Origin of the sequence: Jiella pacifica, from assembly GCF_010500815.1 — a bacterium.
Taxonomy (GTDB): domain Bacteria; phylum Pseudomonadota; class Alphaproteobacteria; order Rhizobiales; family Rhizobiaceae; genus Jiella; species Jiella pacifica.
In genome coordinates this window covers 59,637-81,488 of sequence record NZ_JAAAMG010000011.1, presented here as the reverse complement: position 1 = coordinate 81,488, position 21,852 = coordinate 59,637, and the positions used below count along the sequence as shown (strand labels likewise).

At 66.2% G+C, this 21,852-nt stretch carries 19 protein-coding genes; 12 read left to right on the top strand and 7 right to left on the bottom strand.

All coding sequences use genetic code 11. From position 1 onward, the window contains the following. Nucleotides 1-63: 63 nt before the first annotated feature. Genes GTK09_RS14460 through GTK09_RS14440 form a run of 5 tightly spaced genes read right to left on the bottom strand, consistent with a single transcriptional unit; the run spans nt 64 to nt 5,516 of the window. Nucleotides 64-1,275: a molybdopterin molybdotransferase MoeA gene (locus GTK09_RS14460; RefSeq protein WP_163463879.1), complete on the bottom strand. Its 1,212-nt coding sequence runs from the start codon at nt 1,273-1,275 to the stop codon at nt 64-66. Beyond that, on the bottom strand, nt 1,272-1,784 hold the full coding sequence (gene moaC, locus GTK09_RS14455; RefSeq protein ID WP_163463878.1) for a cyclic pyranopterin monophosphate synthase MoaC: 513 nt from the start codon (nt 1,782-1,784) through the stop codon (nt 1,272-1,274). The genes GTK09_RS14460 and moaC overlap by 4 nt, the downstream gene beginning before the upstream one ends. Further along, nucleotides 1,781-2,605: an indole-3-glycerol phosphate synthase TrpC gene (gene trpC, locus GTK09_RS14450; protein ID WP_163463877.1), complete on the bottom strand. Its 825-nt coding sequence runs from the start codon at nt 2,603-2,605 to the stop codon at nt 1,781-1,783. Before trpC ends, moaC begins: the two co-directional genes overlap by 4 nt. Beyond that, nucleotides 2,602-3,633, bottom strand: a complete 1,032-nt coding sequence (gene trpD / locus GTK09_RS14445) for an anthranilate phosphoribosyltransferase (protein ID WP_163463876.1) — start codon at nt 3,631-3,633, stop codon at nt 2,602-2,604. The genes trpC and trpD overlap by 4 nt, the downstream gene beginning before the upstream one ends. Then, nucleotides 3,630-5,516 (bottom strand): peptidylprolyl isomerase, encoded by a 1,887-nt coding sequence (locus tag GTK09_RS14440; RefSeq protein WP_163463875.1) that lies wholly within the window; start codon nt 5,514-5,516, stop codon nt 3,630-3,632. The genes trpD and GTK09_RS14440 overlap by 4 nt, the downstream gene beginning before the upstream one ends. A 318-nt stretch (nt 5,517-5,834) precedes the next feature. On the opposite strand from GTK09_RS14440, the gene tpiA reads away from it, so the two are divergent. The 8 genes from tpiA (at nt 5,835) to eno (ending at nt 14,347) form a co-directional block, all read left to right on the top strand. Then, nucleotides 5,835-6,596 carry a triose-phosphate isomerase gene (gene tpiA, locus GTK09_RS14435; protein WP_163463874.1) on the top strand — a complete coding sequence of 254 codons (762 nt, stop codon included), beginning with the start codon at nt 5,835-5,837 and terminating at the stop codon, nt 6,594-6,596. Nucleotides 6,597-6,676: 80 nt separating this feature from the next. Then, on the top strand, nt 6,677-7,549 hold the full coding sequence (gene secG / locus GTK09_RS28020; RefSeq protein WP_312869865.1) for a preprotein translocase subunit SecG: 873 nt from the start codon (nt 6,677-6,679) through the stop codon (nt 7,547-7,549). A 234-nt stretch (nt 7,550-7,783) separates the two neighbouring features. Then, nucleotides 7,784-9,412: a CTP synthase gene (gene pyrG, locus GTK09_RS14425; RefSeq protein WP_163463873.1), complete on the top strand. Its 1,629-nt coding sequence runs from the start codon at nt 7,784-7,786 to the stop codon at nt 9,410-9,412. A gap of 53 nt (nt 9,413-9,465) precedes the next feature. Beyond that, complete coding sequence (locus GTK09_RS14420) at nt 9,466-10,302, top strand: VOC family protein (protein ID WP_163463872.1); 837 nt, start codon at nt 9,466-9,468, stop codon at nt 10,300-10,302. Beyond that, nucleotides 10,299-11,126, top strand: coding sequence for a 3-deoxy-8-phosphooctulonate synthase (gene kdsA, locus GTK09_RS14415; RefSeq protein ID WP_163463871.1), 828 nt, complete (start codon nt 10,299-10,301; stop codon nt 11,124-11,126). The genes GTK09_RS14420 and kdsA overlap by 4 nt, the downstream gene beginning before the upstream one ends. A 178-nt stretch (nt 11,127-11,304) precedes the next feature. Beyond that, the gene (locus GTK09_RS14410; protein WP_203561041.1) at nt 11,305-12,408 is read left to right on the top strand and encodes a M4 family metallopeptidase; all 1,104 of its coding nucleotides are present in this window, start codon (nt 11,305-11,307) and stop codon (nt 12,406-12,408) included. A 149-nt stretch (nt 12,409-12,557) separates the two neighbouring features. Further along, nucleotides 12,558-12,881: a protealysin inhibitor emfourin gene (locus GTK09_RS14405; RefSeq protein WP_163463870.1), complete on the top strand. Its 324-nt coding sequence runs from the start codon at nt 12,558-12,560 to the stop codon at nt 12,879-12,881. 191 nt (nt 12,882-13,072) lie between these two features. After that, on the top strand, nt 13,073-14,347 hold the full coding sequence (eno, locus tag GTK09_RS14400; protein WP_163463869.1) for a phosphopyruvate hydratase: 1,275 nt from the start codon (nt 13,073-13,075) through the stop codon (nt 14,345-14,347). A 272-nt stretch (nt 14,348-14,619) separates the two neighbouring features. Here eno and GTK09_RS14395 read toward each other — a convergent pair whose 3' ends face one another. Continuing rightward, nucleotides 14,620-15,531, bottom strand: a complete 912-nt coding sequence (locus GTK09_RS14395) for a formate/nitrite transporter family protein (protein ID WP_163463868.1) — start codon at nt 15,529-15,531, stop codon at nt 14,620-14,622. Nucleotides 15,532-15,778: 247 nt separating this feature from the next. Then, nucleotides 15,779-16,651: a glucose-1-phosphate thymidylyltransferase RfbA gene (rfbA, locus tag GTK09_RS14390; RefSeq protein ID WP_163463867.1), complete on the bottom strand. Its 873-nt coding sequence runs from the start codon at nt 16,649-16,651 to the stop codon at nt 15,779-15,781. A gap of 132 nt (nt 16,652-16,783) precedes the next feature. Here rfbA and rfbC point away from each other — a divergent pair, with 132 nt between their 5' ends. From rfbC to GTK09_RS14370, 4 genes are all read left to right on the top strand, one after another. Beyond that, complete coding sequence (gene rfbC / locus GTK09_RS14385) at nt 16,784-17,350, top strand: dTDP-4-dehydrorhamnose 3,5-epimerase (protein WP_203561039.1); 567 nt, start codon at nt 16,784-16,786, stop codon at nt 17,348-17,350. Nucleotides 17,351-17,358: 8 nt separating this feature from the next. Then, nucleotides 17,359-18,411 carry a dTDP-glucose 4,6-dehydratase gene (gene rfbB / locus GTK09_RS14380; protein WP_163463866.1) on the top strand — a complete coding sequence of 351 codons (1,053 nt, stop codon included), beginning with the start codon at nt 17,359-17,361 and terminating at the stop codon, nt 18,409-18,411. 26 nt (nt 18,412-18,437) lie between these two features. Further along, the gene (gene rfbD, locus GTK09_RS14375; protein WP_163463865.1) at nt 18,438-19,319 is read left to right on the top strand and encodes a dTDP-4-dehydrorhamnose reductase; all 882 of its coding nucleotides are present in this window, start codon (nt 18,438-18,440) and stop codon (nt 19,317-19,319) included. Nucleotides 19,320-19,405: 86 nt separating this feature from the next. Then, the gene (locus GTK09_RS14370; RefSeq protein WP_163463864.1) at nt 19,406-21,838 is read left to right on the top strand and encodes a glycosyltransferase; all 2,433 of its coding nucleotides are present in this window, start codon (nt 19,406-19,408) and stop codon (nt 21,836-21,838) included. Nucleotides 21,839-21,852: the final 14 nt, after the last annotated feature.

Here is a 21,852-nt window from a genome sequence, read left to right as displayed (position 1 = left end):
TCTAGTTGTGTTCCGCAAGTCCCTTTTCCAAATGTGGCGCATTTCCGCCCATCGCGGGCATCGTCAGGAGAGATCGACGATACGGCAGCTCTCGCCGGCGCGAGCCGGAGGGGCGTAGGGCGGTCGCATGAGCAGCGCGTCGGCCGCCGCATAGATGGACAGAAGCGAGGAATCCTGCCGCGCAAGCGGCGTGACGAAGACCGTTCCGTCGGCCGCGATCTCGGTCCGTGAGCGCATGAAGTCCGTCCGAGTGCCGTTTTCCGGAACATCCGATCCAAGGATGGCGGCCCGGGTCAGCGGCCTGTCCGGCCGGCCTGCGAGGCGCCGGACGAGGGGGGCAAGGAACAGCGTCGCCGCCACCATCGACGAGGCCGGATTGCCGGGCAGGCCGACGAGGCGCATCTTTCCGATCTGGGCGGCCATCAGCGGCTTGCCCGGGCGCATGGCGACCTTCAGAAACGCCATCTCCGCCTGCTTGGCGTCGAAGACCTTGCCGATGAGGTCGTGGTCGCCGACCGAGGCGCCGCCAATTGTGACGAAGCAGTCGCAACCTTCGGCAAGCGCCCGGTCGAGATGGCCGGTGATTTCCTCTTCGTCGTCAGAGGCGATGCCGCAGTCGATCACCATTCCGCCGGCGGCCTCGACGAGGGCGGCGACCCCGTAGCCGTTCGAGGCGACGATCTGAGAGGGGCCGACGTCGGCGCCGGGAGGCACCAGTTCATCGCCGGTCGCAAGGACCGCGACTTTCGGCCGGTCGAGCACGAGGATCTGCGCATGGCCGCCGCTCGCGGCGAGCGCGACGGCGCCGGGGGAAAGCAGCGTTCCCTTGGCAAGCAGCACGGTCCCGGCGGAAAAGTCGACGCCGGCCGGGCGGATGTGCTGGCCCGCAGAGACTTGCTCCTTCGCGATCAGCGCGCCGTCGCCGGTCCGTTCGGCATCTTCCTGGATGAGGATCGCATCGGCGCCTTCCGGTACAGGCGCGCCGGTGAAGATGCGGGCGGCCTCGCCGGGTGCGATCTTGCCCTCGAAGGCCCTGCCGGCAGCCGATTCGCCGATGACCCGCAACGGCTGGAAGGGTGCCTGCGCGTCCTCGGCGCGAAGTGCGTAGCCGTCCATCGCCGATGCGTCGAAGCCGGGCTGGGTTCTCTTGGCCAGAACGTCCTCAGCGAGGACGCGGCCAGCGGCCTCCCGCAATGGCACGAGGACCGAGCGTCGAACCGGCTCTGCCGCGCCCAGCAGCCGCTCATGGGCGTCTTCGACGGAGATCAGACTCATTTTTCGCCGGCCTCTCTGCGAAAATCCCCCGAGCGTCCGCCGGATTTTGCAAGAAGCCTGATCCCGGTGATCTCCATCGTCCGGTCGACCGCTTTGGCCATGTCGTAGATGGTCAGGCAGGCGACGGAGACGGCCGTCAGCGCTTCCATCTCGACGCCGGTGCGGCCGGTGAGCTTGGCCGTCGCGGTGACCCGCAGGCCGGGGAGCGCCGGTTCCGGCGTGATCTCGACGGCGATCTTCGACAGCATCAAGGCGTGGCAGAGCGGGATCAGTTCGTGCGTGCGCTTGGCCGCCATGATGCCGGCGATCCGCGCCACGCCGATCACGTCACCCTTCTTCGTTTCTCCCCCCTCGATCAAAGCGAGCGTCTCCGGCTGCATCAGAACGACGCCCTCGGCCTCGGCGATTCGCTCGCTCTCGGCCTTGTCCCCGACGTCGACCATCGCGGCCTTGCCGGAGGCGTCGAGATGGGTGAGGTGCGGTCCGTGTCCGGCGGGGTCTTTGCTCATCGTCCGTCCATACCGACGAGGGCCTCGCGGGGGCCGCCGAGGAGGACCCGCGTCGCGTCTGCGACGTCTTCCTGGCGCATCAGGCTCTCGCCGACGAGGAAGCTGCGGATGCCGTGCTCGGCCAGCCTGAGACAATCGGCATGGGTGAAGATGCCGCTCTCGCCGACGACGATGCGATCGTCCGGGACGAGCCGGGCGAGCCGCTCGGCGGTTTCGAGGGTGGTCTCGAAGGTCTTGAGATTGCGGTTGTTGATGCCGATCAGCGGTGATGACAGGCCGAGGGCCCGCTCGGTCTCTTCCTCGTCATGGACCTCGACCAGCACGTCGAGGCCGTAGCGTCCCGCCGCCTCTTCCAGCGCAAGCGCGACATCGTCGGAGACGGCTGCCATGATGATCAGGATGGCGTCGGCGCCCCAGGCCCGCGCTTCGGCGACCTGATAGGGATCGTAGAGGAAATCCTTGCGCAGCACCGGCAGGCCGGTCGCCGCCCGGGCCTGCCCGAGATATTCGGGCTTTCCCTTGAAGGACGGCTCGTCGGTGAGGACGGAGAGGCAGGTCGCGCCGCCTTCCGCATAAGCAAGAGCGAGAGCGGGCGGGTCGAAGTCCTCGCGGATCAGGCCCTTCGAAGGGCTCGCCTTCTTGATCTCGGCGATCAGCGCCAGATCGCCGGCCCCGACCTTGCGGGCGATCGCGGCGAGAAAGCCGCGGGGCGGCTCGGCATCGGCGATCCGCGCGTCCAGTTCGGCCAGCGGTGTCTTCGCCTTGGCCGCGGCGATCTCCTCGAGCTTGTAGTCGCGGATCTTGGCGAGAATGTCGGTCATCTGTTGTCCTTGCCGAGGGCCTGCGTCGCCTTGGCGAGCCGCTGCAGCGCATCCAGCGCCTTGCCGGTGTCGATCGCCTCGGCCGCAATGGCGACGCCGGCGCGGAGATCCTGGGCGGCCCCCGCCATCACCAGCGCGCCGGCTGCGTTGAGGAGAACGGTGTCGCGATAGGCGCCGGGCTCGCCCTTCAGGACCGACTTGAGGGCCGCAGCATTGTAGGTGCCGTCGCCGCCCTTCAGATCGGCGAGCGTCCAGCGTTCGACACCGGCTTCTTCGGGGTCGACGGTGAACTCGCTGATGACGCCGTCCTTCAGCTGGACGACGTGGGTCGTGCCGGTCGGCGTCATCTCGTCGAGGCCGTCGCCATGGACGACCCAGGCGGCCTCGGTGCCCAGCGCCATCAGCGTCTCGGCGATCGGCCGCAGCCACTGCGGCGCGAACACCCCGACCAGCAGCTTCTTGACGCTGGCCGGATTGGCGAGCGGACCGAGGAGGTTGAAGATCGTCCGGGTGCCGAGTTCGACGCGCGAGGGGCCGACGAAGCGCATCGCTGCGTGATGCGTCGGGGCGAACATGAAGCCGAGCCCGGCCTCGGCGATGGCGCGGCCGATCTGCTCGGGCTTGAGGTCGACGTCGATGCCGAGGGCCGCAAGCACGTCGGCCGAGCCGGATTTCGACGACAGCGCCCGATTGCCGTGCTTGGCGACGACGAGGCCGCAGCCTGCGAGGACGAAGGCCGAACAGGTCGAGATGTTGAAGGTGCCGGCATGGTCGCCGCCGGTGCCGACGATGTCGATCGCCCCCTCCGGGGCGAGGACGCGAGCCATGTGGGCCCGCATGACGGAGACGGCGCCGGTCAGTTCGTCGACGCTCTCGCCGCGCACCCGCAGCGCCATCAAGAGCCCGCCGATCTGCGAGGGCGTCGCCTCGCCGCTCATCATCACCTGGAAGGCGCTGGTCGCCTCCTCCCGGGTCAGGGCGCGGCCGTCGGCGGCTTTGGCGATGAAGGGCTTCAGCGTCTGGCTCATCGCGCCAGCGCCTTCGCCTGTTCGAGCGTGTCCGGATTGACGCGCACCGGATATTCGTTCTGCAGGAGGGTCACGTAGGACTGGTAGAGATCGTTCTCCAGCATGCCGGCCATCTGCTGGCGCTGGGCCGAGCTGACGTTGCTCGCCGGATCGGCCGGAGGCGAGACCTCCACGACCTTCATCACCAGCCGCGTCGCAGGCTCGCTGCCGGGCGCGGTGACGACGTCGCCGCTGGGGCCGGAAAAGGCTGCCTCGGCGCCGGACCGACCGAGTTCGGCGACGCCCGACTGGCGTGTGATTCCGTAGGCGGTCCGCGCCTCGACCCCTGCTTCCCTGGCGACGTCGGCAATCGACTTGCCGCCTTCGACCTCCTTTTCGAGCGCCGCGGCCCGCTCGTCGAGCTGTTCGCTCGCCCGTTCGCCCTTCCAGTCGGCGACCACCCTGTCGCGCACCGCGTCGAGCGTGCGATCGTGGGCGGGGTCGATGCTGGCGACGTCGTAGAAGACGTAGCCGTTCGGATCGACGTTGACCGGAAGCGCATCCATCCCCGGCTCGCTTTCGAAGGCGGCGGCGAGAAGGTCGGACTTTTGCGGCAGGTCCACGGGTTCGCCGTCCGGGCCGTTGCCGTTGCGATCGACAGCGGCGACTTTCTTGACCGGGATCGCCGCCTGCTGCGCTGCCTCCGCAAAGGTGGCGCCGCCGCCGCGGGCATCCTCATAGGCGGTGTAGGCGGCGTCCACGGCGTCGGCGGCCCTGGCCAGAGCGAGATCCTTGCGGATCTGGTCCTGGACCTCGGCGAGCGGCTCGACGCCGGCGGGCTCGATCTTCGTGACCCTCAGGAGCACGGGGCCGAATCGGCCCTCGACGACGTCGGAAACCGCGCCTTCACCAAGCGAGAAGGCCGCGTCGGCGACCTTCGGAGCGGGGATCGCTGCCTTGGTCACCGTGCCGAGATCGATGTCGGCTGGCGTGCGCCCGGCTTCCCGCGCGACGTCTTCGAAGCTCGTTCCCGCATCGAGCTTCGCCTTCGCTTCATCGGCGGCAGCCTTGTCGGGAAAGACGATCTGCTGGACGGCGCGACGCTCCGGCGTCGTGTAGTTCGCCTTACGGGCCTCGTAATCGGCCTTCACCTCGGCGTCGGTGACGGTCTTCTGATCGGCCAACGCCTGCGCCGTCACCTCGGCATAGGCGATCGAACGGTATTCGGGGGCGGCGTAGCGGGCCTTGTTCTCGTCGAAATAGCTGGACAGCTGGTCCGCCGACGGATCTCCGATGCTCGACGCATCCGGCGCCGTCAGCGTCATGGAATCCACTGTCCGCCGCTCGCCATTGTAGAGCCCTAGGGCCGTCAGGAAGGTCTGGGGCGTCGCCGCATCCTTGGCGACGGCGTCGACGAGCTGGCCGCGTCGGGCGACGTTCATTTGGCGGGCGATGTAGTCGTTCTCGTTGATCCCGGCATTGCGGAGGATCGCCTGGAAATTCGAGCGCGAAAAGCTACCGCTGCCGTCATGAAAGGCGGGATCTTCGGCGATTACCCGCGCCAGCCTTTCGTCCGACACGCCGAGGCCGAGCTTGCGGCTCTGCTCGTCGAGGACGGCGCCGGCGATCAGCTGGCTGGTGACGCTCTGGTCGATGCCGAAGGTCGCGGCCTCCTGAGTGGTGATCCGGCGGCCGATCTGCTGGGAGATGCGGTTCACCGCCTGCGAATACGCGAAGGCATATTCGGTGGGGGTCACCTCGGTCTCGCCGGCCGAAATCACCGTGCGCGACAGGCCGCCGGTGAAGGACGAGCCGATACCCCAGACCGCGAAGCTCAGGACCAGGAGGCCGAGGAGAATCTTCGCCGTCCAGCCGGAAACGCTCCTGCGCATGGTTTCGAGCATCGTCGTCTTTCCTCCCTGGCGGCAGGCCCGTTCGGGCCGTTTCGCATCGTTGTCAGACCTGGCGGTTCGATTTCGACGTGTGGTCCGCCGCGCGGATGGATGCTCCGGCCGTACGTCGAATTCGCTCCACGGGCGGCGAGCGCCGCGCGCACCGCCTTATTAGTGAAGAGGCGGCAAGGGGCGCAAGCGATCCGCCGCGATTGATTTTCGCCGGGTGATCCCCGATGGTCGCGCCGCGGAGGGAGCCGGGCGAAAACGTCGCGGACGGGTCTCGGCGTGGAAATCAGGAAACGAGACCCCGGGAGGACATCAAGGCCCATGACGCCCAGACCACTCATCGCCGGCAACTGGAAGATGAACGGCCTCCTGCGCCATCTCACGGAACTCGAGGTCGTCGCCGGAGCTGCCGCCGAGGCGGGAGAGGGCAGGGACCTCTTGATCTGCCCCCCGGCCACGCTGCTTTCGGCGAGCGCCGGCCTTTTGTTCGGCAAGGTGGCGATCGGCGGGCAGGACTGTCACGCCGAAGCCTCAGGTGCCTATACCGGCGACGTGGCGGCCGAGATGCTGGCCGATCTCGGAGCAACCTACGTCATCGTCGGCCACTCCGAACGCCGCGCCATCCATGGCGAGAGCGACGAGGCCGTGCGGGCGAAGGTGCTGGCGGCTTGGCGGGCCGGGCTCACCGCGATCGTCTGCATCGGCGAGACCGAGGCGGAGCGCGAGGCCGGCGAGACGCTGGACGTTCTCTCCCGCCAACTCGCCGGTTCGCTGCCCGACGGCGTGACGGCACGGAACACCGTCGTCGCCTACGAGCCGGTCTGGGCCATCGGCACAGGTCGGACGGCGACGACCGGCGACGTGAAGGAGGTCCACGACTTCCTGCGCCAAAAGCTGACGGAGCGCTTCGGCTCCAGCGTCGCGGGGGGCGTTCGCCTGCTCTATGGCGGCTCGGTGAAACCGAACAATGCGGCCGAACTTCTCGCCGTCGCCAATGTCGACGGCGCGCTCATCGGCGGGGCGAGCTTGAAGGGCGAAGACTTCGTCGCGATATGCCGGGCGTGCCCGACGTCGAAGGACTGACGCGGAATCCGGTTGGAATACGGCGCTTCCTTCTGTAGAAGGCGCAAAATTCCTCTTAGAACACCCTCAACGAAAGTTCGATGGAAACCATTCTCATCATCATCCACTTGATGATCGTCGTAGCGCTCGTCATCGTGGTGCTATTGCAACGGTCGGAAGGTGGAGCCCTCGGCATTGGCGGCGGTGGCGGCCTCATGTCGGCGCGCGGCGCGGCCAACGCCCTCACCCGCACCACCGCGATCCTCGCGGCGGGCTTCTTCGTCACGTCGCTGTCGCTCGGCATCCTGGCCCGCTACGGGACGCAGCCGACGGACATCCTCAACACGTTGCCCGCCGAGAATGGCCAGTCCACCGGCGAAGACCGCAGCCTGCTCGATCAACTCGGCGGTCTGCCGGGTTCGGAGAACGCTGCGCCGGCCGATGGCGCGGCGAGCAGTGGACAGGAGCCGAGTCCGTCGTTGATCGACGGGGCGAGCGAGCCGAGCAGCGAGACGCCGGCCGCCGGCGGTGCGGCGCAGCCCGCAGCTCCTGCGGCGAGCGATTCGCCGGCTGCGGCCTCGCCCGCCTCGACACCGGCCGACGGGGCTGCGACGACGCCTGCGCCCGCCGTCGAGTCCGTTCCCGCAAATCCCGCCGGCGATACGCCGCAGGGTGCCGACGAGACGACGGTTCCGCCGGTCGAGGCACCTCCCGCCGGGACGACGCGCTCCGACGACGGCAGCGTCCGTCCGGACGCGGGCTCTGCGCCGACGGTGGGCGACGCCGCGCCTTCGGCCGGGACGCCGGCCGATGCGCCGGCCGAGAGCAGCGCGCCGGCAGAGACGGCTCCCGCCGAGACGACGCCGCCCGCGCCGACTGGCAACGGCGCGAGCGACGCGGCACCCACCGGCACTGGCCAGGCGATTGCCCCGGCCGGCGAGGCTCCCGCGGCGGGATCATCGACGTCGCAATAACCGCGGCTCGCAGATCTCGTTCGGGATCGGACGTGACGATGGGGCGCCTGCCGGCGCCCCTTTTTCGGTTTCCGGCATCCGTGGCAGGCGCTGCGACGCCTTTGCAAGGCGCCCTTTCAGGGAGGGCCGCCGGTCGGAACCTTGCCATTTTGGACTGTGACGCGAGCGGCCAATCGCTCATCGACGCGAATTGTGACTGGCAGAATCGCGCTGGCGCGGTTATCGGGAAGGCCCATGGCGCGATACATCTTCATCACCGGCGGCGTGGTTTCCTCTTTGGGGAAAGGCGTCGCTTCGTCGGCTCTGGGTGCTCTTCTGCAGGCCCGCGGCTACAGGGTCCGGCTCCGTAAGCTCGATCCCTACCTCAACGTCGATCCGGGCACCATGAGCCCGACCCAGCACGGCGAGGTCTTCGTCACCGACGACGGGGCCGAGGCCGATCTCGACCTCGGCCACTACGAGCGCTTCACCGGGCGTTCAGCCAACCGGATGGACAACATCACCACCGGGCGGATCTACCAGCAGATCATCGCCAAGGAGCGGCGCGGCGACTATCTCGGCGCCACCGTCCAGGTGATTCCCCACGTCACCGACGCAATCAAGGAATTCGTCCTCGACGGCAACGAGGAGTACGATTTCGTTCTCTGCGAGATCGGCGGCACGGTCGGCGACATCGAGGGCCTGCCGTTCTTCGAGGCGATTCGCCAGCTTGGCAACGACCTGCCGCGCGGCGGGGCGATCTACGTCCATCTGACGCTGATGCCGTATATTCCAACGGCGGGCGAACTGAAAACGAAGCCCACCCAGCATTCCGTGCGCGAGCTACGCGCCATCGGCATTCAGCCGGACATCCTCCTGGTGCGCGCCGACCGGCCGATCCCAGCCGAGGAACGCCGCAAGCTTTCCCTTTTCTGCAACGTCCGCGAGACGGCGGTGATCCAGGCGCTGGACGTCGCGACGATCTACGACGTGCCGATCGCCTATCATCACGAGGGCCTCGACACCGAGGTGCTCGCCGCCTTCGGCATCGACCCGGCGCCCAAGCCGCAATTGCAGCGCTGGCACCAGGTGGTCGACGGCATCCGCAATCCCGAGGGCGAGGTCACCATCGCCATCGTCGGTAAATATACCGGTCTGAAAGACGCCTACAAATCGCTGATCGAGGCGCTCTATCACGGCGGCATCGCCAACAAGGTGCGGGTGCGGCTCGACTGGATCGAGGCGGAAGTCTTCGAGCAGGAGGATCCGTCCCCCTATCTCGAACGGGTCAACGGCATCCTCGTGCCCGGCGGCTTCGGCGAGCGCGGCTCGGAGGGCAAGATCCATGCGGCCCGTTTCGCCAGGGAACGCAACGTTCCCTATTTCGGCATCTGCTTCGGCATGCAGATGGCGGTGATCGAGGCGGCGCGTTCGCTCGCCGGCATCGCCAAGGCCGGCTCGACCGAATTCGGCGCGACGCCCGAGCCCGTCGTCGGCCTGATGACCGAATGGCTGAAGGGCAACGAACTGGAACGCCGCGCCTCGAAGGGCGACCTCGGCGGCACCATGCGCCTCGGCGCCTATAAGGCAGCGCTCAAAGCCGGCTCGAAGATTGCCGATATCTACGGCGACACCGAGATCGAGGAACGCCACCGCCACCGCTACGAGGTCAATCGCGACTATCGCCCGGCACTCGAAGAGGCCGGCATGATCTTCGCCGGCATGTCGCCGGACGGGTTGCTGCCTGAGACGGTGGAACTCTCCGACCATCCATGGTTCATCGGCGTCCAGTACCATCCCGAGCTGAAGTCCCGCCCCTTCGAGCCACATCCGCTGTTCGCGAGCTTCGTCGCGGCGGCGCTGGAGCAGTCGCGGCTGGTCTGACGGCGATCGAAACGAGCGTCGCGGGATGCCGCTCGAACCGACTGGAGAGGCCGATGCGTTCGATCGATCATCTGGTGATGCCCTTCGATGCGCTGGCGGCGGCGCGCAATTGGTTCGAGCGCCTCGGTTTTGTCGTGGCGCCGGACGCGGTTCATCCCTTCGGCACGGGCAATGCCTGCATCTTCCTGGCCGACGGGCGGTTCATCGAGCCGCTTGCTGTCGTCGATCAGGCAGCCTATGGCGCGGCCAGAGACGCCGGTCATCTCTTCGTCGAGCGCGACGCGGCGGTGCGGGATCTCGCTGACCGGCCGGCGCTCTCGGCACTCGCCTTCCGCTCCGGTGACGCGCTCGCCGATCGCGAGCAGCTTCTGGAGGAGGAAGTCGGCGAAGACGGCCTCGTCCATTTCGAGCGGGCCATGCGCCTGCCGGACGGCGGCACGACGCAGCTGTCGTTTCGCCTTTCCTTCGCCGCGATCCACTCGGCCGATGCGCCGAGCTTCTTCTATTGCGAGGCGCGGCACGAGGTGCAGCCGGATCGCTCGGCGCTGGTCGCCCATCCGAACGGTGCGACGGGTATCGTCGCAGTGACAATTGAAGCGCCTGATCCGCAGGATTTTCACGACTATCTCGCTGCCGTCGCCGACGGCGAGGTCCAGGCGAATGGCGAGGGTTCGTTTACGATTGCGCTGGATGGCGGTCGGCTGGATGTCGCGTCCGGCGGGGCGAGCCCGCTGGCGATCGCCAGCTTCACCGTCACGGTCGCCGACCTCGCTTTCGCAAAAGACTTCTGGCAAGGGCAGGGGATCGTCTATTCTGAAAGAGGCGATGGTGTCGCCGTCGACTGCCCGAATGGCCACGGCACCATCCGCTTCATCGAGGACCGCCCATGACCGCGCACACCGTCTCCGCCAAATCCGCCTCCTTCTCCAACGCCGCGCCCTTCGCGCTGATCGCCGGCCCGTGCCAGATGGAGAGCCGCGATCATGCGGTGATGATCGCCGAAAAGATGAAGCGGATCACCGCCGATCTCGGCATTCCCTATGTCTTCAAGGCGAGCTTCGACAAGGCCAACCGCACCAGCCTCAACGGCAAGCGCGGCATCGGGCTGGCCGATGCGCTGCCGGTGTTCCAGGAGGTTGCCGAGACCTTCGATCTGCCGACGCTGACGGATATCCACACCGAGGAGCAGGCCCGCGAGGTCGGCGCCGTCTGCGACGTCCTGCAGATCCCCGCCTTCCTCTGCCGCCAGACCGACCTTCTGATCGCCGCCGCCAAGACCGGCCGGGTGATCAACATCAAGAAGGGCCAGTTCCTCGCGCCGTGGGACATGAAGAACGTCGCCGCCAAGGTGACCGAGAGCGGCAATCCCAACGTTCTTCTCACCGAGCGCGGCGTCTCCTTCGGCTACAACACGCTCGTTTCCGACTTTCGCGCCTTGCCGATCATGGCCGAGACCGGCCTGCCGGTGGTCTTCGATGCCACCCACTCGGTGCAGCAGCCGGGCGGGCAGGGCGGCTCGTCGGGCGGCGAGCGCCGCTTCGTCGAGACGCTGGCGCGGGCAGCGGTGGCGGTGGGGGTCGCGGGGCTGTTCGTCGAAACCCACGAGGACCCGGACAACGCGCCCTCCGACGGGCCGAACATGGTGCCGCTGGACCAGATGGCGGAGATGCTGAAGCGGCTGCAGGCGCTGGATGCGCTGACGAAGGCACTTTGAAATCCCACTGATCGGGCTTGCATTGCTTGAGCAGAGCGGAACGAAAGGAACTGGCCGCGCTCCATCGACGATGGCCGGCCGGCGTATCGCGCGTCCTGATTGTAATCGATAATGACCTATGGTAAGAAAATAGCGGGAAAGGAAGAAGCAGGTCTTCTTGCGAGGCCGGGAGGTCGAAATGTTTCGCGTCCAAGGTTGTACGTGCAGGCATGATCCGCTCCAGTGCATCATTCCGCCGCATATGCTGCGTGTCCTCTCGATCCGGGCGGGTGGCGAAGTCGCGAAGATGGCCCGGTCACTTCTCGATCAGTCAGAGAAATTTAGGGAAAGCCGGTCCGAGGATGCCGGCACGGTCATGGTTCCGGGGAAGGCGTTGCCTGGAGCTTTCGTAGCGGCAGCAATGTCAGCGCCCGCCGGCCTGCACGACCTCCATAGAGAAATATACGACGGCGAAAACAAAGCCGCACTTCCCGGTAAGCCGGTTCGATCGGAGGGGAGTCCGGCGACCGGCGATGCGGCGGTCGACGCGGCCTATGACAACGCCAAGATCGTCTTCGATTTGTACAGTGACGAATTCAATCGCAATTCGCTGGACGGCAAGGGGCTGCCGCTCAAGGCCACGGTCCATCATCGACGCGATTTCAATAATGCGTTCTGGAATGGCTCCCAGATGGTCTATGGCGACGGGGACGGGGTCATCTTCCGAAACTTTCTGGAACTGTCGGTTGTCGCCCACGAAATGTCGCACGGCGTCGTGGGGTTCAGCGGCGGCTTGACCTATCAGGGTCAGTCAGGGGCGTTGAACGAGAGTTTTGCGGATGTCTTCGGTGCTCTCGCTGTGCAACGGAACATCGGACAAAGCGCGCATGAGGCAGATTGGCTGATCGGGAAGGGCATTTTGGGGCCCGGGATCAACGGCGCCGCCCTCAGAAGCATGCGCGCGCCCGGCACGGCCTATTCCGACGGCCAGTTGGGCCAGGATCCTCAGCCCTATCACATGGACCTCTTCGTCAACACGTCGGAAGACAATGGCGGGGTGCATATCAACTCTGGTATCCCCAACCACGCGTTCTACCTTTTCTCCGTCCTGCTGGGCGGGAATGCGTGGGGCGCGCCGGGACATATCTGGTATGCGGCGCTCCAGAGCCTCAACAATCCATTCGCGAGTTTCGCGGACTGGGCCGCCGAGACCATGGAAGCCGCAACCGGGTTGTACGGCGTGAGAAGCCTGGAATTTGTATTTCTGAGACGTGCGTGGAAACTCGTAGGCATCTCGGTCTGACATGATCAGGCCTACTGGCGGGAGGCACCGACGGTCACCGGACCGCCTCGGTTCCTCCACAGCCGGATAGCGCTGCCGGATAGCGCTATTGTTCGGCGGTGCATGAAATTGTATCTCCGCCTTTTGGAATTCGGAGTGATATTTCCTACATGCCGTCCGTGCTCAATATGGCGGGATGCGCTCTGATGATAGTCAAAATAGCGACGTCTGGGGGCTTTGCGGGGATTCCTGCCGCAGGCATCAACAAGACCGTCGACGTGTCATCTCTGCCGCCCCCATTACAAGAGAGGGTGTGTCGCGCCTTCGAGCCGCCGAAGCTCAAGCGACTTGAGAAATCAGGCGCTCCGGACACGTCAGTCGATCGGTTCAATTACGCGATAACGGTTACGGACGATGCCGGAGAGGTGCATCGCTATCGGCTCGAGGAGAGCGTGCTCCCTGCGGAGCTGATCGACCTGATGGACGAGATGTAGTCTGATCTGCCGATGCCAGTCCCGCTTGCCCTGGGCTTACTGCCACAGGGAGATTGTCGTGCATTGGCACGGAAGGTTTGGCACGGAAGGTAAGGCAAACAGGTGAAGGTCCGTCTGTTCATCCTCCCAGGTGCGCGCTAGAAGCTGGCTGAATTGCTTCACGCCAACCGCATTTGCGAGGACAGCACCCCATGACAGCCATCATCGACATCATCGGCCGCGAGATTCTCGACAGCCGGGGCAATCCGACCGTCGAGGTCGACGTCGTTCTCGAAGACGGCTCGATGGGCCGCGCGGCGGTTCCCTCCGGCGCCTCCACCGGCGCGCATGAGGCGGTCGAGCTGCGCGACGGCGGGTCGCGCTACATGGGCAAGGGCGTCCAGAAGGCGGTCGACTTCGTCAATGGCGAGATTCTGGAGGAGATCGCCGGCTTCGAGGCGGAGGACCAGATCCGCATCGATTCCGCCCTGTGCGAGATCGATGGGACGAAGAACAAGTCCCGCCTCGGCGCCAACGCCATTCTCGGCGTCTCGCTGGCCGTGGCCAAGGCGGCGGCGGATGCCTCCGGCCTGCCGCTCTATCGCTATGTCGGCGGCGCCTCGGCCCATGTCCTGCCGGTGCCGATGATGAACATCATCAATGGCGGCGCTCATGCCGACAATCCGATCGATTTCCAGGAATTCATGATCATGCCGGTCGGTGCGGATCGCTTCTCGGAAGCGCTGCGCTGGGGCGCGGAAGTGTTCCACACGCTGAAGAAGATGCTGAAAGACGCCGGCCACAACACCAATGTCGGCGACGAGGGTGGCTTCGCTCCCAATCTCGGCTCGGCCAAGGAAGCCCTCGACTTCGTCGTGAAAGCCATCGAGAAGGCCGGCTACAAGCCGGGCGAAGAGATCGCCATCGCCCTCGATCCGGCCTCGACCGAATTCTTCAGGGGCGGCGTCTACGACCTTGAGGGCGAGGGGCGCGAGCTCTCTCCCGCCGACATGGCCGCCTATTACGGCGAGCTCGCCGCCACCTATCCGATCATCTCGATCGAGGACGGCATGGCCGAGGACGACTGGGAGGGTTGGAAGGCGCTGACCGACCAGATCGGCTCCAAGGTGCAGCTGGTCGGCGACGATCTCTTCGTCACCAATTCCGAGCGCCTGCGGGAAGGCATCAAAAAGGGCGTCGCCAATTCGATCCTGGTGAAGGTCAACCAGATCGGCACTTTGTCGGAGACCCTCGACGCCGTCTCGGTCGCGCACCGCGCCGGCTACACCGCGGTGATGTCCCACCGCTCCGGCGAGACCGAGGATTCGACCATCGCCGATCTCGCCGTCGCGACGACTTGCGGGCAGATCAAGACCGGCTCGCTCGCCCGCTCCGACCGGCTCGCCAAGTACAACCAGCTGCTCCGCATCGAGGAAGAACTCGGCGATCAGGCGGTCTTCGCCGGCCGCTCGATCCTGCGGGGGTAACGGCGCAAGCCTCTCCGCGCCCCTCATCCTGAGGTGCTCGGCCGGCTGTTGCAGCCGGCTGAGCCTCGAAGGGCGAGGGGCGTCGCATGGCTATTGCCGCCGGCCTGCGGCAGTAGCTCGCAAGCTATGCATATCTGCCCGTTGAAGGGGAAGTGCCGGGCGCCCCTCGTCCTTCGAGGCTCGCCCGCTCGACAAGCGTGCGAGCGCCTCAGGATGAGGGGCTCCTTTGCCGTCGTGCGTCCGGCCGAGGGGCCCGTTCGTCTGCATCCGCCTCAATTTCCCCGCCGATCGAGCTCCGGCGCGACCTGACCGTAGCTGATCAGCGCGAACAGTGCCGAGCCTCCGAGGATGTTGCCGGTAAGCGCCGGCAGGTAGAACGTCCAGATCGCGTGATGCGGCATGAGCTCGCCGGAAAACATCAGTGCCATCGCCTCGACCGATCCCGCCACGATGTGGGACAGGTGGAACAGCGCGATCAGATAGGTCAGGAGCGCGATGACGAGGAAGCCGGAATTCTGCGCCGAGGGAAGCACCCAGACGACGGTGGCGATCAGCCAGCCGGCGACGATGCCGCGCAGAAGCGTCGACCAAGGTCCCGCTTCCATGGCTTCGCGGGAGATCGCCAGGGCCGCGGCGGTGATGTCGGGCGTGTCGAGGACGTCGAAGGCGATGCCGGCGCCGTAGACCGCCGTGCCCACCATATTGGCGACAAAGACGACGGACCACAGCCGGATCAGCGCCTTCACCCCGATCCACTTGGGCCGGGCCAGCACCGGCAGCGTCGCCGTCAGCGTGATTTCGGTAAACAGCTGCTGGCGGCCGAGAATGACGATGAGAAAGCCGACCGAATAGCCCCAGCATTCGATCAGCGGACGCCACGGCGTGTCCGGCAGATAGGCGCGCAGCACCGCCTGGGTGAACACCGAAAAACCGATGGAGAGGCCGGCCGCCAGTCCCGACCACCAAAGGCTGGACGTCGGGCGCGTCAGCTCGTCCTCGCCCTCCTGGCGCACCAACTCGTAGATCGCGAGGGGCCTGAGGCTCAGCCGGCGCTCGATCTCGCTCAGCTCCGTCGCCGTCAGCGTCGAGCCTTCTTCCTCGATGCGCCGCTCGGTGACGTCGTTCGAATGTCTGCGCGGGTTGCCTTCGTGGCGCTTCTTGAGATCGGTGTTCGGTGCATCCATGCGGCTGGCCTTGTCCTCGGAAAATGGGCCTTGCACGGATCTCGCGCCCCGAAAACCGTGCATGGCCGATGGGATATAAAGGCCGATCCTCGGCGATCTCCCCTCGGCGGCGAGAATCCGGGCTCCATGACTGAGACGTGATGGCGCGCTCCACCGCTCCAGGAGGCGGCGGGAAGCGGCGGCGTATCGCCAACAGCCGCCCGGGCGCAGCTCTCGGCGGCTCGGGTCGGCCGGGTCCGATGAAGGATCAGCGCTCGGTGCGCGCCATCCGCTGGATGTACTGGCCGTAGCTGCTCTTGCCGAGTTCCTTGCCGAGCGTCATCAGCTGATCGCGGCCGATCAGGCCCATTTCGAAGGCGATCTCCTCGATGCAGGCGATCTTGAAGCCCTGGCGATGTTCGAGCGTGCGGACGAACTCGGCCGCTTCGAGGAGAGAATCCGGCGTGCCGGTGTCGAGCCAGGCATAGCCGCGCCCCATGCGCGAGACCTCGAGCGTTCCTTCCTCCAGATAGACGCGGTTGAGGTCGGTGATCTCGAGTTCGCCGCGGGGCGAGGGCTTCAGGGCGCGGGCGAATTCCGACGCCCGGCCGTCGTAGAAATAGAGCCCCGTCACCGCCCAGTTGGACTTCGGGTTCTGCGGCTTTTCCTCGATCGAGGTGGCGCGGAAGTCGCCGTCGAAGGAGACGACGCCGTAACGGTCCGGATCCTGGACGTGATAGGCGAAGACCGTCGCGCCGTTCTCCCGCTTGATGCTGCGCTGCATCAGCGAGGGCATGCCGTGGCCGTAGAACAGGTTGTCGCCGAGAATGAGGGCCGACGGCTCGCCGGCGATGAATTCCTCGCCGATGAGATAGGCTTGGGCCAGGCCGTCGGGGCTCGGCTGTTCGGCATAGTCGAGCTTCAGACCGATGCGGCTGCCGTCGCCGAGCAGGGCCTTGAAGCGGGGCAGATCGTGCGGCGTCGAGATCAGGAGGATCTCGCGGATGCCGGCAAGCATCAGGGTCGAAAGCGGATAGTAGATCATCGGCTTGTCATAGACCGGAAGCAGCTGCTTCGATGCCGTCAGCGTCATGGGATGAAGCCGTGTGCCGCTGCCGCCGGCCAGGATGATGCCTTTCACGATGATCTCCATTCGTGATTGCCGATGAGATCGGCTTAATATATCCCCGCGTCGAGCGCCACAATGGCGTAGCGTTCGCCCGTGCCCGGTGATGCCGGACCCAAGCTTCAAGCCGTCCCGAGAAGGATCGTCATGCTGGAAGTCACGCCTCTTGCCATTCCCGAAGTGCTGGAGATCAAGCCGCGAAAGTTCGGTGACGACCGCGGATTCTTCAGCGAGACCTACAACGCCCAGCGTTTCACCGATGCCGGCGTCTCGATGCCCTTCGTCCAGGACAATCAGTCCTTCTCGGCCGCGAGGTTCACGCTCCGCGGGCTGCATTACCAGACGCCGCCCTTTGCCCAGGACAAGCTGGTGCGGGTGCTCAAGGGAGCGATCCTCGACGTCGCCGTCGACATCCGTCACGGCTCGCCCACCTTCGGCCAGTGGGTGGCCCTCGAGGTTTCGGCCAGGGCCTTCAACCAGATCCTCGTGCCGAAGGGCTTTGCCCACGGCTTCCTCACCCTCGAGCCGGATACGGAGGTCTTCTACAAGGTCTCGGCACCCTATTCCGGCGAGCACGACCGCGGTATCCGATGGGACGACCCCGAGATCGGCGTCGAATGGCCGCTGGGCGGCGAGGCGCCGATCCTTTCGGACAAGGACAAGGTCGCCCCGACACTCTCAGAGACGCCGGTCATCTTCACGTACGAGGCTTGAGGCGCCCCATGAAGTTTCTCGTCACCGGCGGCGCCGGCTTCATCGGGTCGGCGGTCTGCCGCCATCTCATCCGCAACACCGGCCACAGCGTCGTCAACGTCGACAAGCTCACCTATGCGGCCAATCTCGCCTCGCTGGAGCCGATCTCCAACGATCCGCGCTACCAGTTCGCCAGGGTCGACATCCGCGACCGCGAGGCGATCGGGCAGCTCCTGCGCGACAACGAGATCGACGTGGTCATGCATCTGGCGGCCGAAAGCCATGTCGACCGGTCGATCGACGGGCCGGGCGAGTTCATCCAGACCAACGTGGTCGGCACCTTCGACCTCCTGGAGGCGGTGCGCAGCTACTGGTCGGAGCTGGCCGGCGAGCGACGCGACGCGTTCCGCTTCCACCATGTCTCGACCGACGAGGTCTATGGCGACCTGCCGCTCGAGGGCGGCCTGTTCACCGAGGAAACGCCCTACGCCCCGTCTTCGCCTTATTCGGCGTCGAAAGCTGCGTCCGATCACCTCGCCATGGCCTGGCACCATACCTACAAGCTGCCGGTCGTCCTTTCCAATTGCTCGAACAACTACGGGCCGTACCATTTTCCGGAGAAGCTCATTCCGCTGATGATCCTCAACGGGCTGCATGGCAACGACCTGCCGGTCTACGGACGCGGCGAGAACGTCCGCGACTGGCTGTATGTCGAGGACCACGCGCGGGCGCTCGAGATGATCGCGACGGGCGGTGAGCCGGGCCGCTCCTACAATGTCGGCGGGCGCAACGAGCGGTCCAATCTCGATGTCGTCCATACCATCTGCGATACGCTCGACCGCCTGGCGCCGCGCGACGACGGCCGCAGCCGGCGCGAGCAGATCGCCTTCGTCACCGACCGCCCCGGCCACGACCTGCGCTATGCCATCGACGCGACGCGGCTCGAGGAAGAGCTCGGCTGGAAGGCCGAGGAGACGTTCGACACCGGCCTGGAAAAGACGATCGCCTGGTTCCTCGACAACGAAGCCTGGTGGCGCCCCTTGCGCGAGCGCTATTCCGGCCAACGTCTCGGCAAGGCCTGAGGCTTGATGAGCGAAGAGGTCCGACGATGCGTATCCTGGTAACCGGCCGCGACGGCCAAGTCGCCCGTTGTCTCGCCGATCTTGCCGATGAAGGGCGGGAGGTCGTCTGTCTCGGTCGGCCGGAGCTCGATCTGACGGATCGCGCCTCGATCGACGCCGCGATCGCGAAGGTCCGGCCTGACGTCGTCGTCAATCCGGCGGCCTATACGGCTGTCGACAAGGCCGAGAGCGATCGCGAGGCAGCCTATGCAGTGAATGCGGCCGGGGCCGAGAACGTCGCCGCCGCTGCGGCTGCGGCAGCCATTCCGATCGTCCACATCTCTACCGACTACGTCTTTTCGGGCGACAAGGACGCCCCCTATGTCGAGACCGACGAGACCGGACCGACGGGCGTCTACGGCGCCAGCAAGCTGGAGGGGGAAAAGCGCGTGCTGGCGGCCAATCCGAAGGCGGTGGTGCTTCGCACAGCATGGGTCTTCAGCCCCTACGGCAACAATTTTCTCAAGACCATGTTGCGGGTCGGCAAGGACCGCGACGTCCTCAGGGTGGTCGCGGACCAACACGGGACGCCGACCTACGGGCCGGACATCGCGGCCGGGGTTCTGGCCGTCTGCGAACATGCCTTGGCCGAGCCGGACGGGGCATGGTCGGGGGTCTATCATATGGTGGCCGGGGGAGAGACCACCTGGGCGGGCTTCGCCGAGGCGATCTTCGAGCGCTCGAAGAGCCGAGGTGGGGCGTCCGCCGCCGTCGAGCCCATCCCCACCGCCGACTATCCGACGCCGGCCCAACGGCCGTCGAACTCCCGGCTCGATACGCGGAAGTTTCAAGCGGTGTTTCGGCATGACCTGCCACCCTGGCAGAGCGGCATCGATCGCTGCCTCGTGGCGCTGGACGGGGCAAGCTGACATCGCGGCATGGTTTGAAGTGTTGCCGACCGGGACGGGGGGGAACCGATCGGTCTTGCGAGTTCGTTTGAAGGAATTCCGACTTGATGTTCGGACGTCTCATGCCGCCCCTGCGACGGATCGTTCGTTCGGCGTCCACCATGCGTCCGGTCGGCACGAAGGACGACCGTCGTGATCGAGCGGACGGGCCGGCCCTGAAAGGCGCGGCCACGACATTTGGCGCCAATCCCGTCCGTTGGCTGGCGGCGAGGGGACGGGCCGCCCCCCATGTCCTGCGCGCCGACAAGCTGAGGGACGCAGGCGATTCTGTCAGTGCGGCGCACGCCTATGAGGCCGCGCTGAGAATCGATCCGGGCCGGACGAATCTCAAGGTTCAATGCGGCAACATGTATAAGGACGCCGGCGTCCTCGACGCAGCATTGCGCTGGTATGAAAGCGCACTTGAGGATCGTCCCGACGATGCGGACATCCATTTGCAGGTCGGGCACGCGCTGAAACTGGCCGGCCGCCGGTCGGAGGCCCTGGCGGCCTATCGACGGGTTCTCGCCCTGGACCCCGCGAACCGCCATGCGAGCTGGGAACTCGTCCAGGCCGGGGATGTCGACGAGCAGCTGCGCGGCATCTCCGCGCAAACGACGGGCCACGGCCTCGAGACGATGCTTTCCATGGCTGCCGAGATCGAGGCGATGCGTCGCAAGCTGGCCGAGATCGGCGCCGCGCTTCCCGATATCTCGAGCCTGACCGCTTTTCCCGCCAAGGCCTATCGTCACTTCCGCCAGATCTTCGACGTCCCGTCGCCGGCCTCGCTCGATCTTCCCTCTGAATTGCCGCATCTGTTCGTTGTCGCAGATGCAAGTGGTCTCGACGCGAGCGCCCTGCACCGCCTCCTCGCCTCCATCGTCGGCCAGTCGGCGACGCGCTGGCGGGCTGTGGTCCTCAACGTCGAGCCGACGCTTCTCGTCGCTGTCGAAAGGCTCGCCCGCACGGATGACCGCCTCGAAGCGGTTCCGGCCGCACGCGAAGGATCCGGCCGAACGGCGGTCCTCGACCTCGTCCGGGAGGTTGAAACGGATGCCGTCGTCTTCCTCCCACCCGGCGCGGCGATGCATCGGCACTGTCTGGCCTGGTTGGCCGCCGGTTTTGCCGGGAGCCAGGCCGACGTCTTGACCTTCGACGAAGAATGGGTGGTGCCGGGCGAGGGAGAGCCCTCCAGCTTCGAGGCCCGCGGCGGGCTCGATCCCGAGATGCTGCTTCAGGAGAACAGCTGGGGCGAGGCCATCGCGGTGCGAAAGGCGACCTTCGACCGTCTCGACCTCGACGGAGACGACGCTGCGCCACTGCCAAAGCCGTCGGCTCTCCTGCTCGCCGCTGTGCGGGCCGACGCTTCGCCCGGCCACGTCCCTTATCCGCTCGTGGCCTTCGAGGGCGATGAGAACGCCCGCAATATCGCCCGGCGGAACGCCCTGCCGGACCATCGCCAGGCGGTCGAGCGACATCTGCGGCTTTGCGGCCTTCGCGAGCGCGTCGCGGTGTCGGGCGGGACGGATGGCGAGCCGCTGCATCTCGAATGGCAGGCCGGCTTGCCGCGCGAACAGATCACCGTCATCGTTCCCACCCGCGACAACGCCGAAGACTGCGCCGGCTTCGTCGACAGCCTGTTCGCCAAGGCGAGCCGTCCCGAAGCTTTGCGCATCCTGATCGTCGACAACGCCACGACGGCGAGATCGGATCTCGGTGGCCTCGAAGCGCTCGCCGGCCGCAAGGGCGTGCGCATCTTGCGGGACGACGGGCCGTTCAACTGGTCGCATATCAACAATCTGGCTGCGGCGACGAGCGATACGCCGATCTTAGTGTTCGCCAACGACGACATGCGAATGCTAAGCTCCGCCTGGGACGAAATGCTTCGTGGCCTCCTGGCGCGCGACAGTGTCGGTGCGGTCGGCGCCAAACTGCTTTATCCGGACGAGACGATGCAACATGCCGGGGTCCTGTTCGGCTGGAAGGGGTCAGTCATCCATGACGGCCTCTTCGAAGCCCGCGATGCCCCGGGCCCGTCCGGACGCTGGTCGAAGACGCGACGCGTCGGCGCGGTGACGGGGGCTTTCATGGCACTGCGCCGGGCCGATTTCCTCGAACTGGACGGGTTCGATGCGATCGGGCTTCCGATCGGCTACAGCGACATCGACCTGTGCCTGCGGTTGCGCGCAGCGGGCCGAGACATACTCTGGTCGCCGGACGTGACGTTGCTGCACTACGAATCGAAATCGCGCGGCCTCGATCACCTCGATGCCGAGCGCGCCGCACGTGGCGGACGAGAGAGAGCCCTCGTCGAAACCCGTTGGGGAGCCGAAGTATTCTCTCGCGATCCCACGATCAGTCCGATATGGATTGACGCTACGTTACCATATAGATTGATCTCGTTTCCCGCCCCGCAACGTGCCCTCGAGTTCATTCGGCTCACCTCCCGCGCGCGGCGGGCCGGCACCGAGAGCGCCAAATCGACCGTAGCCTGTGAGTAGTGGATTTATGACCA

Excerpts from the sequence above, each read along its gene's own strand:
- GTK09_RS14460 (WP_163463879.1), bottom strand. The coding sequence starts at position 1,275 with ATGAGTCTGATCTCCGTCGAAGACGCCCATGAGCGGCTGCTGGGCGCG.
- moaC (WP_163463878.1), bottom strand. The coding sequence starts at position 1,784 with ATGAGCAAAGACCCCGCCGGACACGGACCGCACCTCACCCATCTCGAC.
- trpC (WP_163463877.1), bottom strand. The coding sequence starts at position 2,605 with ATGACCGACATTCTCGCCAAGATCCGCGACTACAAGCTCGAGGAGATC.
- trpD (WP_163463876.1), bottom strand. The coding sequence starts at position 3,633 with ATGAGCCAGACGCTGAAGCCCTTCATCGCCAAAGCCGCCGACGGCCGC.
- GTK09_RS14440 (WP_163463875.1), bottom strand. The coding sequence starts at position 5,516 with ATGCTCGAAACCATGCGCAGGAGCGTTTCCGGCTGGACGGCGAAGATT.
- tpiA (WP_163463874.1), top strand. The coding sequence starts at position 5,835 with ATGACGCCCAGACCACTCATCGCCGGCAACTGGAAGATGAACGGCCTC.
- secG (WP_312869865.1), top strand. The coding sequence starts at position 6,677 with ATGGAAACCATTCTCATCATCATCCACTTGATGATCGTCGTAGCGCTC.
- pyrG (WP_163463873.1), top strand. The coding sequence starts at position 7,784 with ATGGCGCGATACATCTTCATCACCGGCGGCGTGGTTTCCTCTTTGGGG.
- GTK09_RS14420 (WP_163463872.1), top strand. The coding sequence starts at position 9,466 with ATGCGTTCGATCGATCATCTGGTGATGCCCTTCGATGCGCTGGCGGCG.
- kdsA (WP_163463871.1), top strand. The coding sequence starts at position 10,299 with ATGACCGCGCACACCGTCTCCGCCAAATCCGCCTCCTTCTCCAACGCC.
- GTK09_RS14410 (WP_203561041.1), top strand. The coding sequence starts at position 11,305 with ATGTTTCGCGTCCAAGGTTGTACGTGCAGGCATGATCCGCTCCAGTGC.
- GTK09_RS14405 (WP_163463870.1), top strand. The coding sequence starts at position 12,558 with ATGCCGTCCGTGCTCAATATGGCGGGATGCGCTCTGATGATAGTCAAA.
- eno (WP_163463869.1), top strand. The coding sequence starts at position 13,073 with ATGACAGCCATCATCGACATCATCGGCCGCGAGATTCTCGACAGCCGG.
- GTK09_RS14395 (WP_163463868.1), bottom strand. The coding sequence starts at position 15,531 with ATGGATGCACCGAACACCGATCTCAAGAAGCGCCACGAAGGCAACCCG.
- rfbC (WP_203561039.1), top strand. The coding sequence starts at position 16,784 with ATGCTGGAAGTCACGCCTCTTGCCATTCCCGAAGTGCTGGAGATCAAG.
- rfbB (WP_163463866.1), top strand. The coding sequence starts at position 17,359 with ATGAAGTTTCTCGTCACCGGCGGCGCCGGCTTCATCGGGTCGGCGGTC.
- rfbD (WP_163463865.1), top strand. The coding sequence starts at position 18,438 with ATGCGTATCCTGGTAACCGGCCGCGACGGCCAAGTCGCCCGTTGTCTC.
- GTK09_RS14370 (WP_163463864.1), top strand. The coding sequence starts at position 19,406 with ATGTTCGGACGTCTCATGCCGCCCCTGCGACGGATCGTTCGTTCGGCG.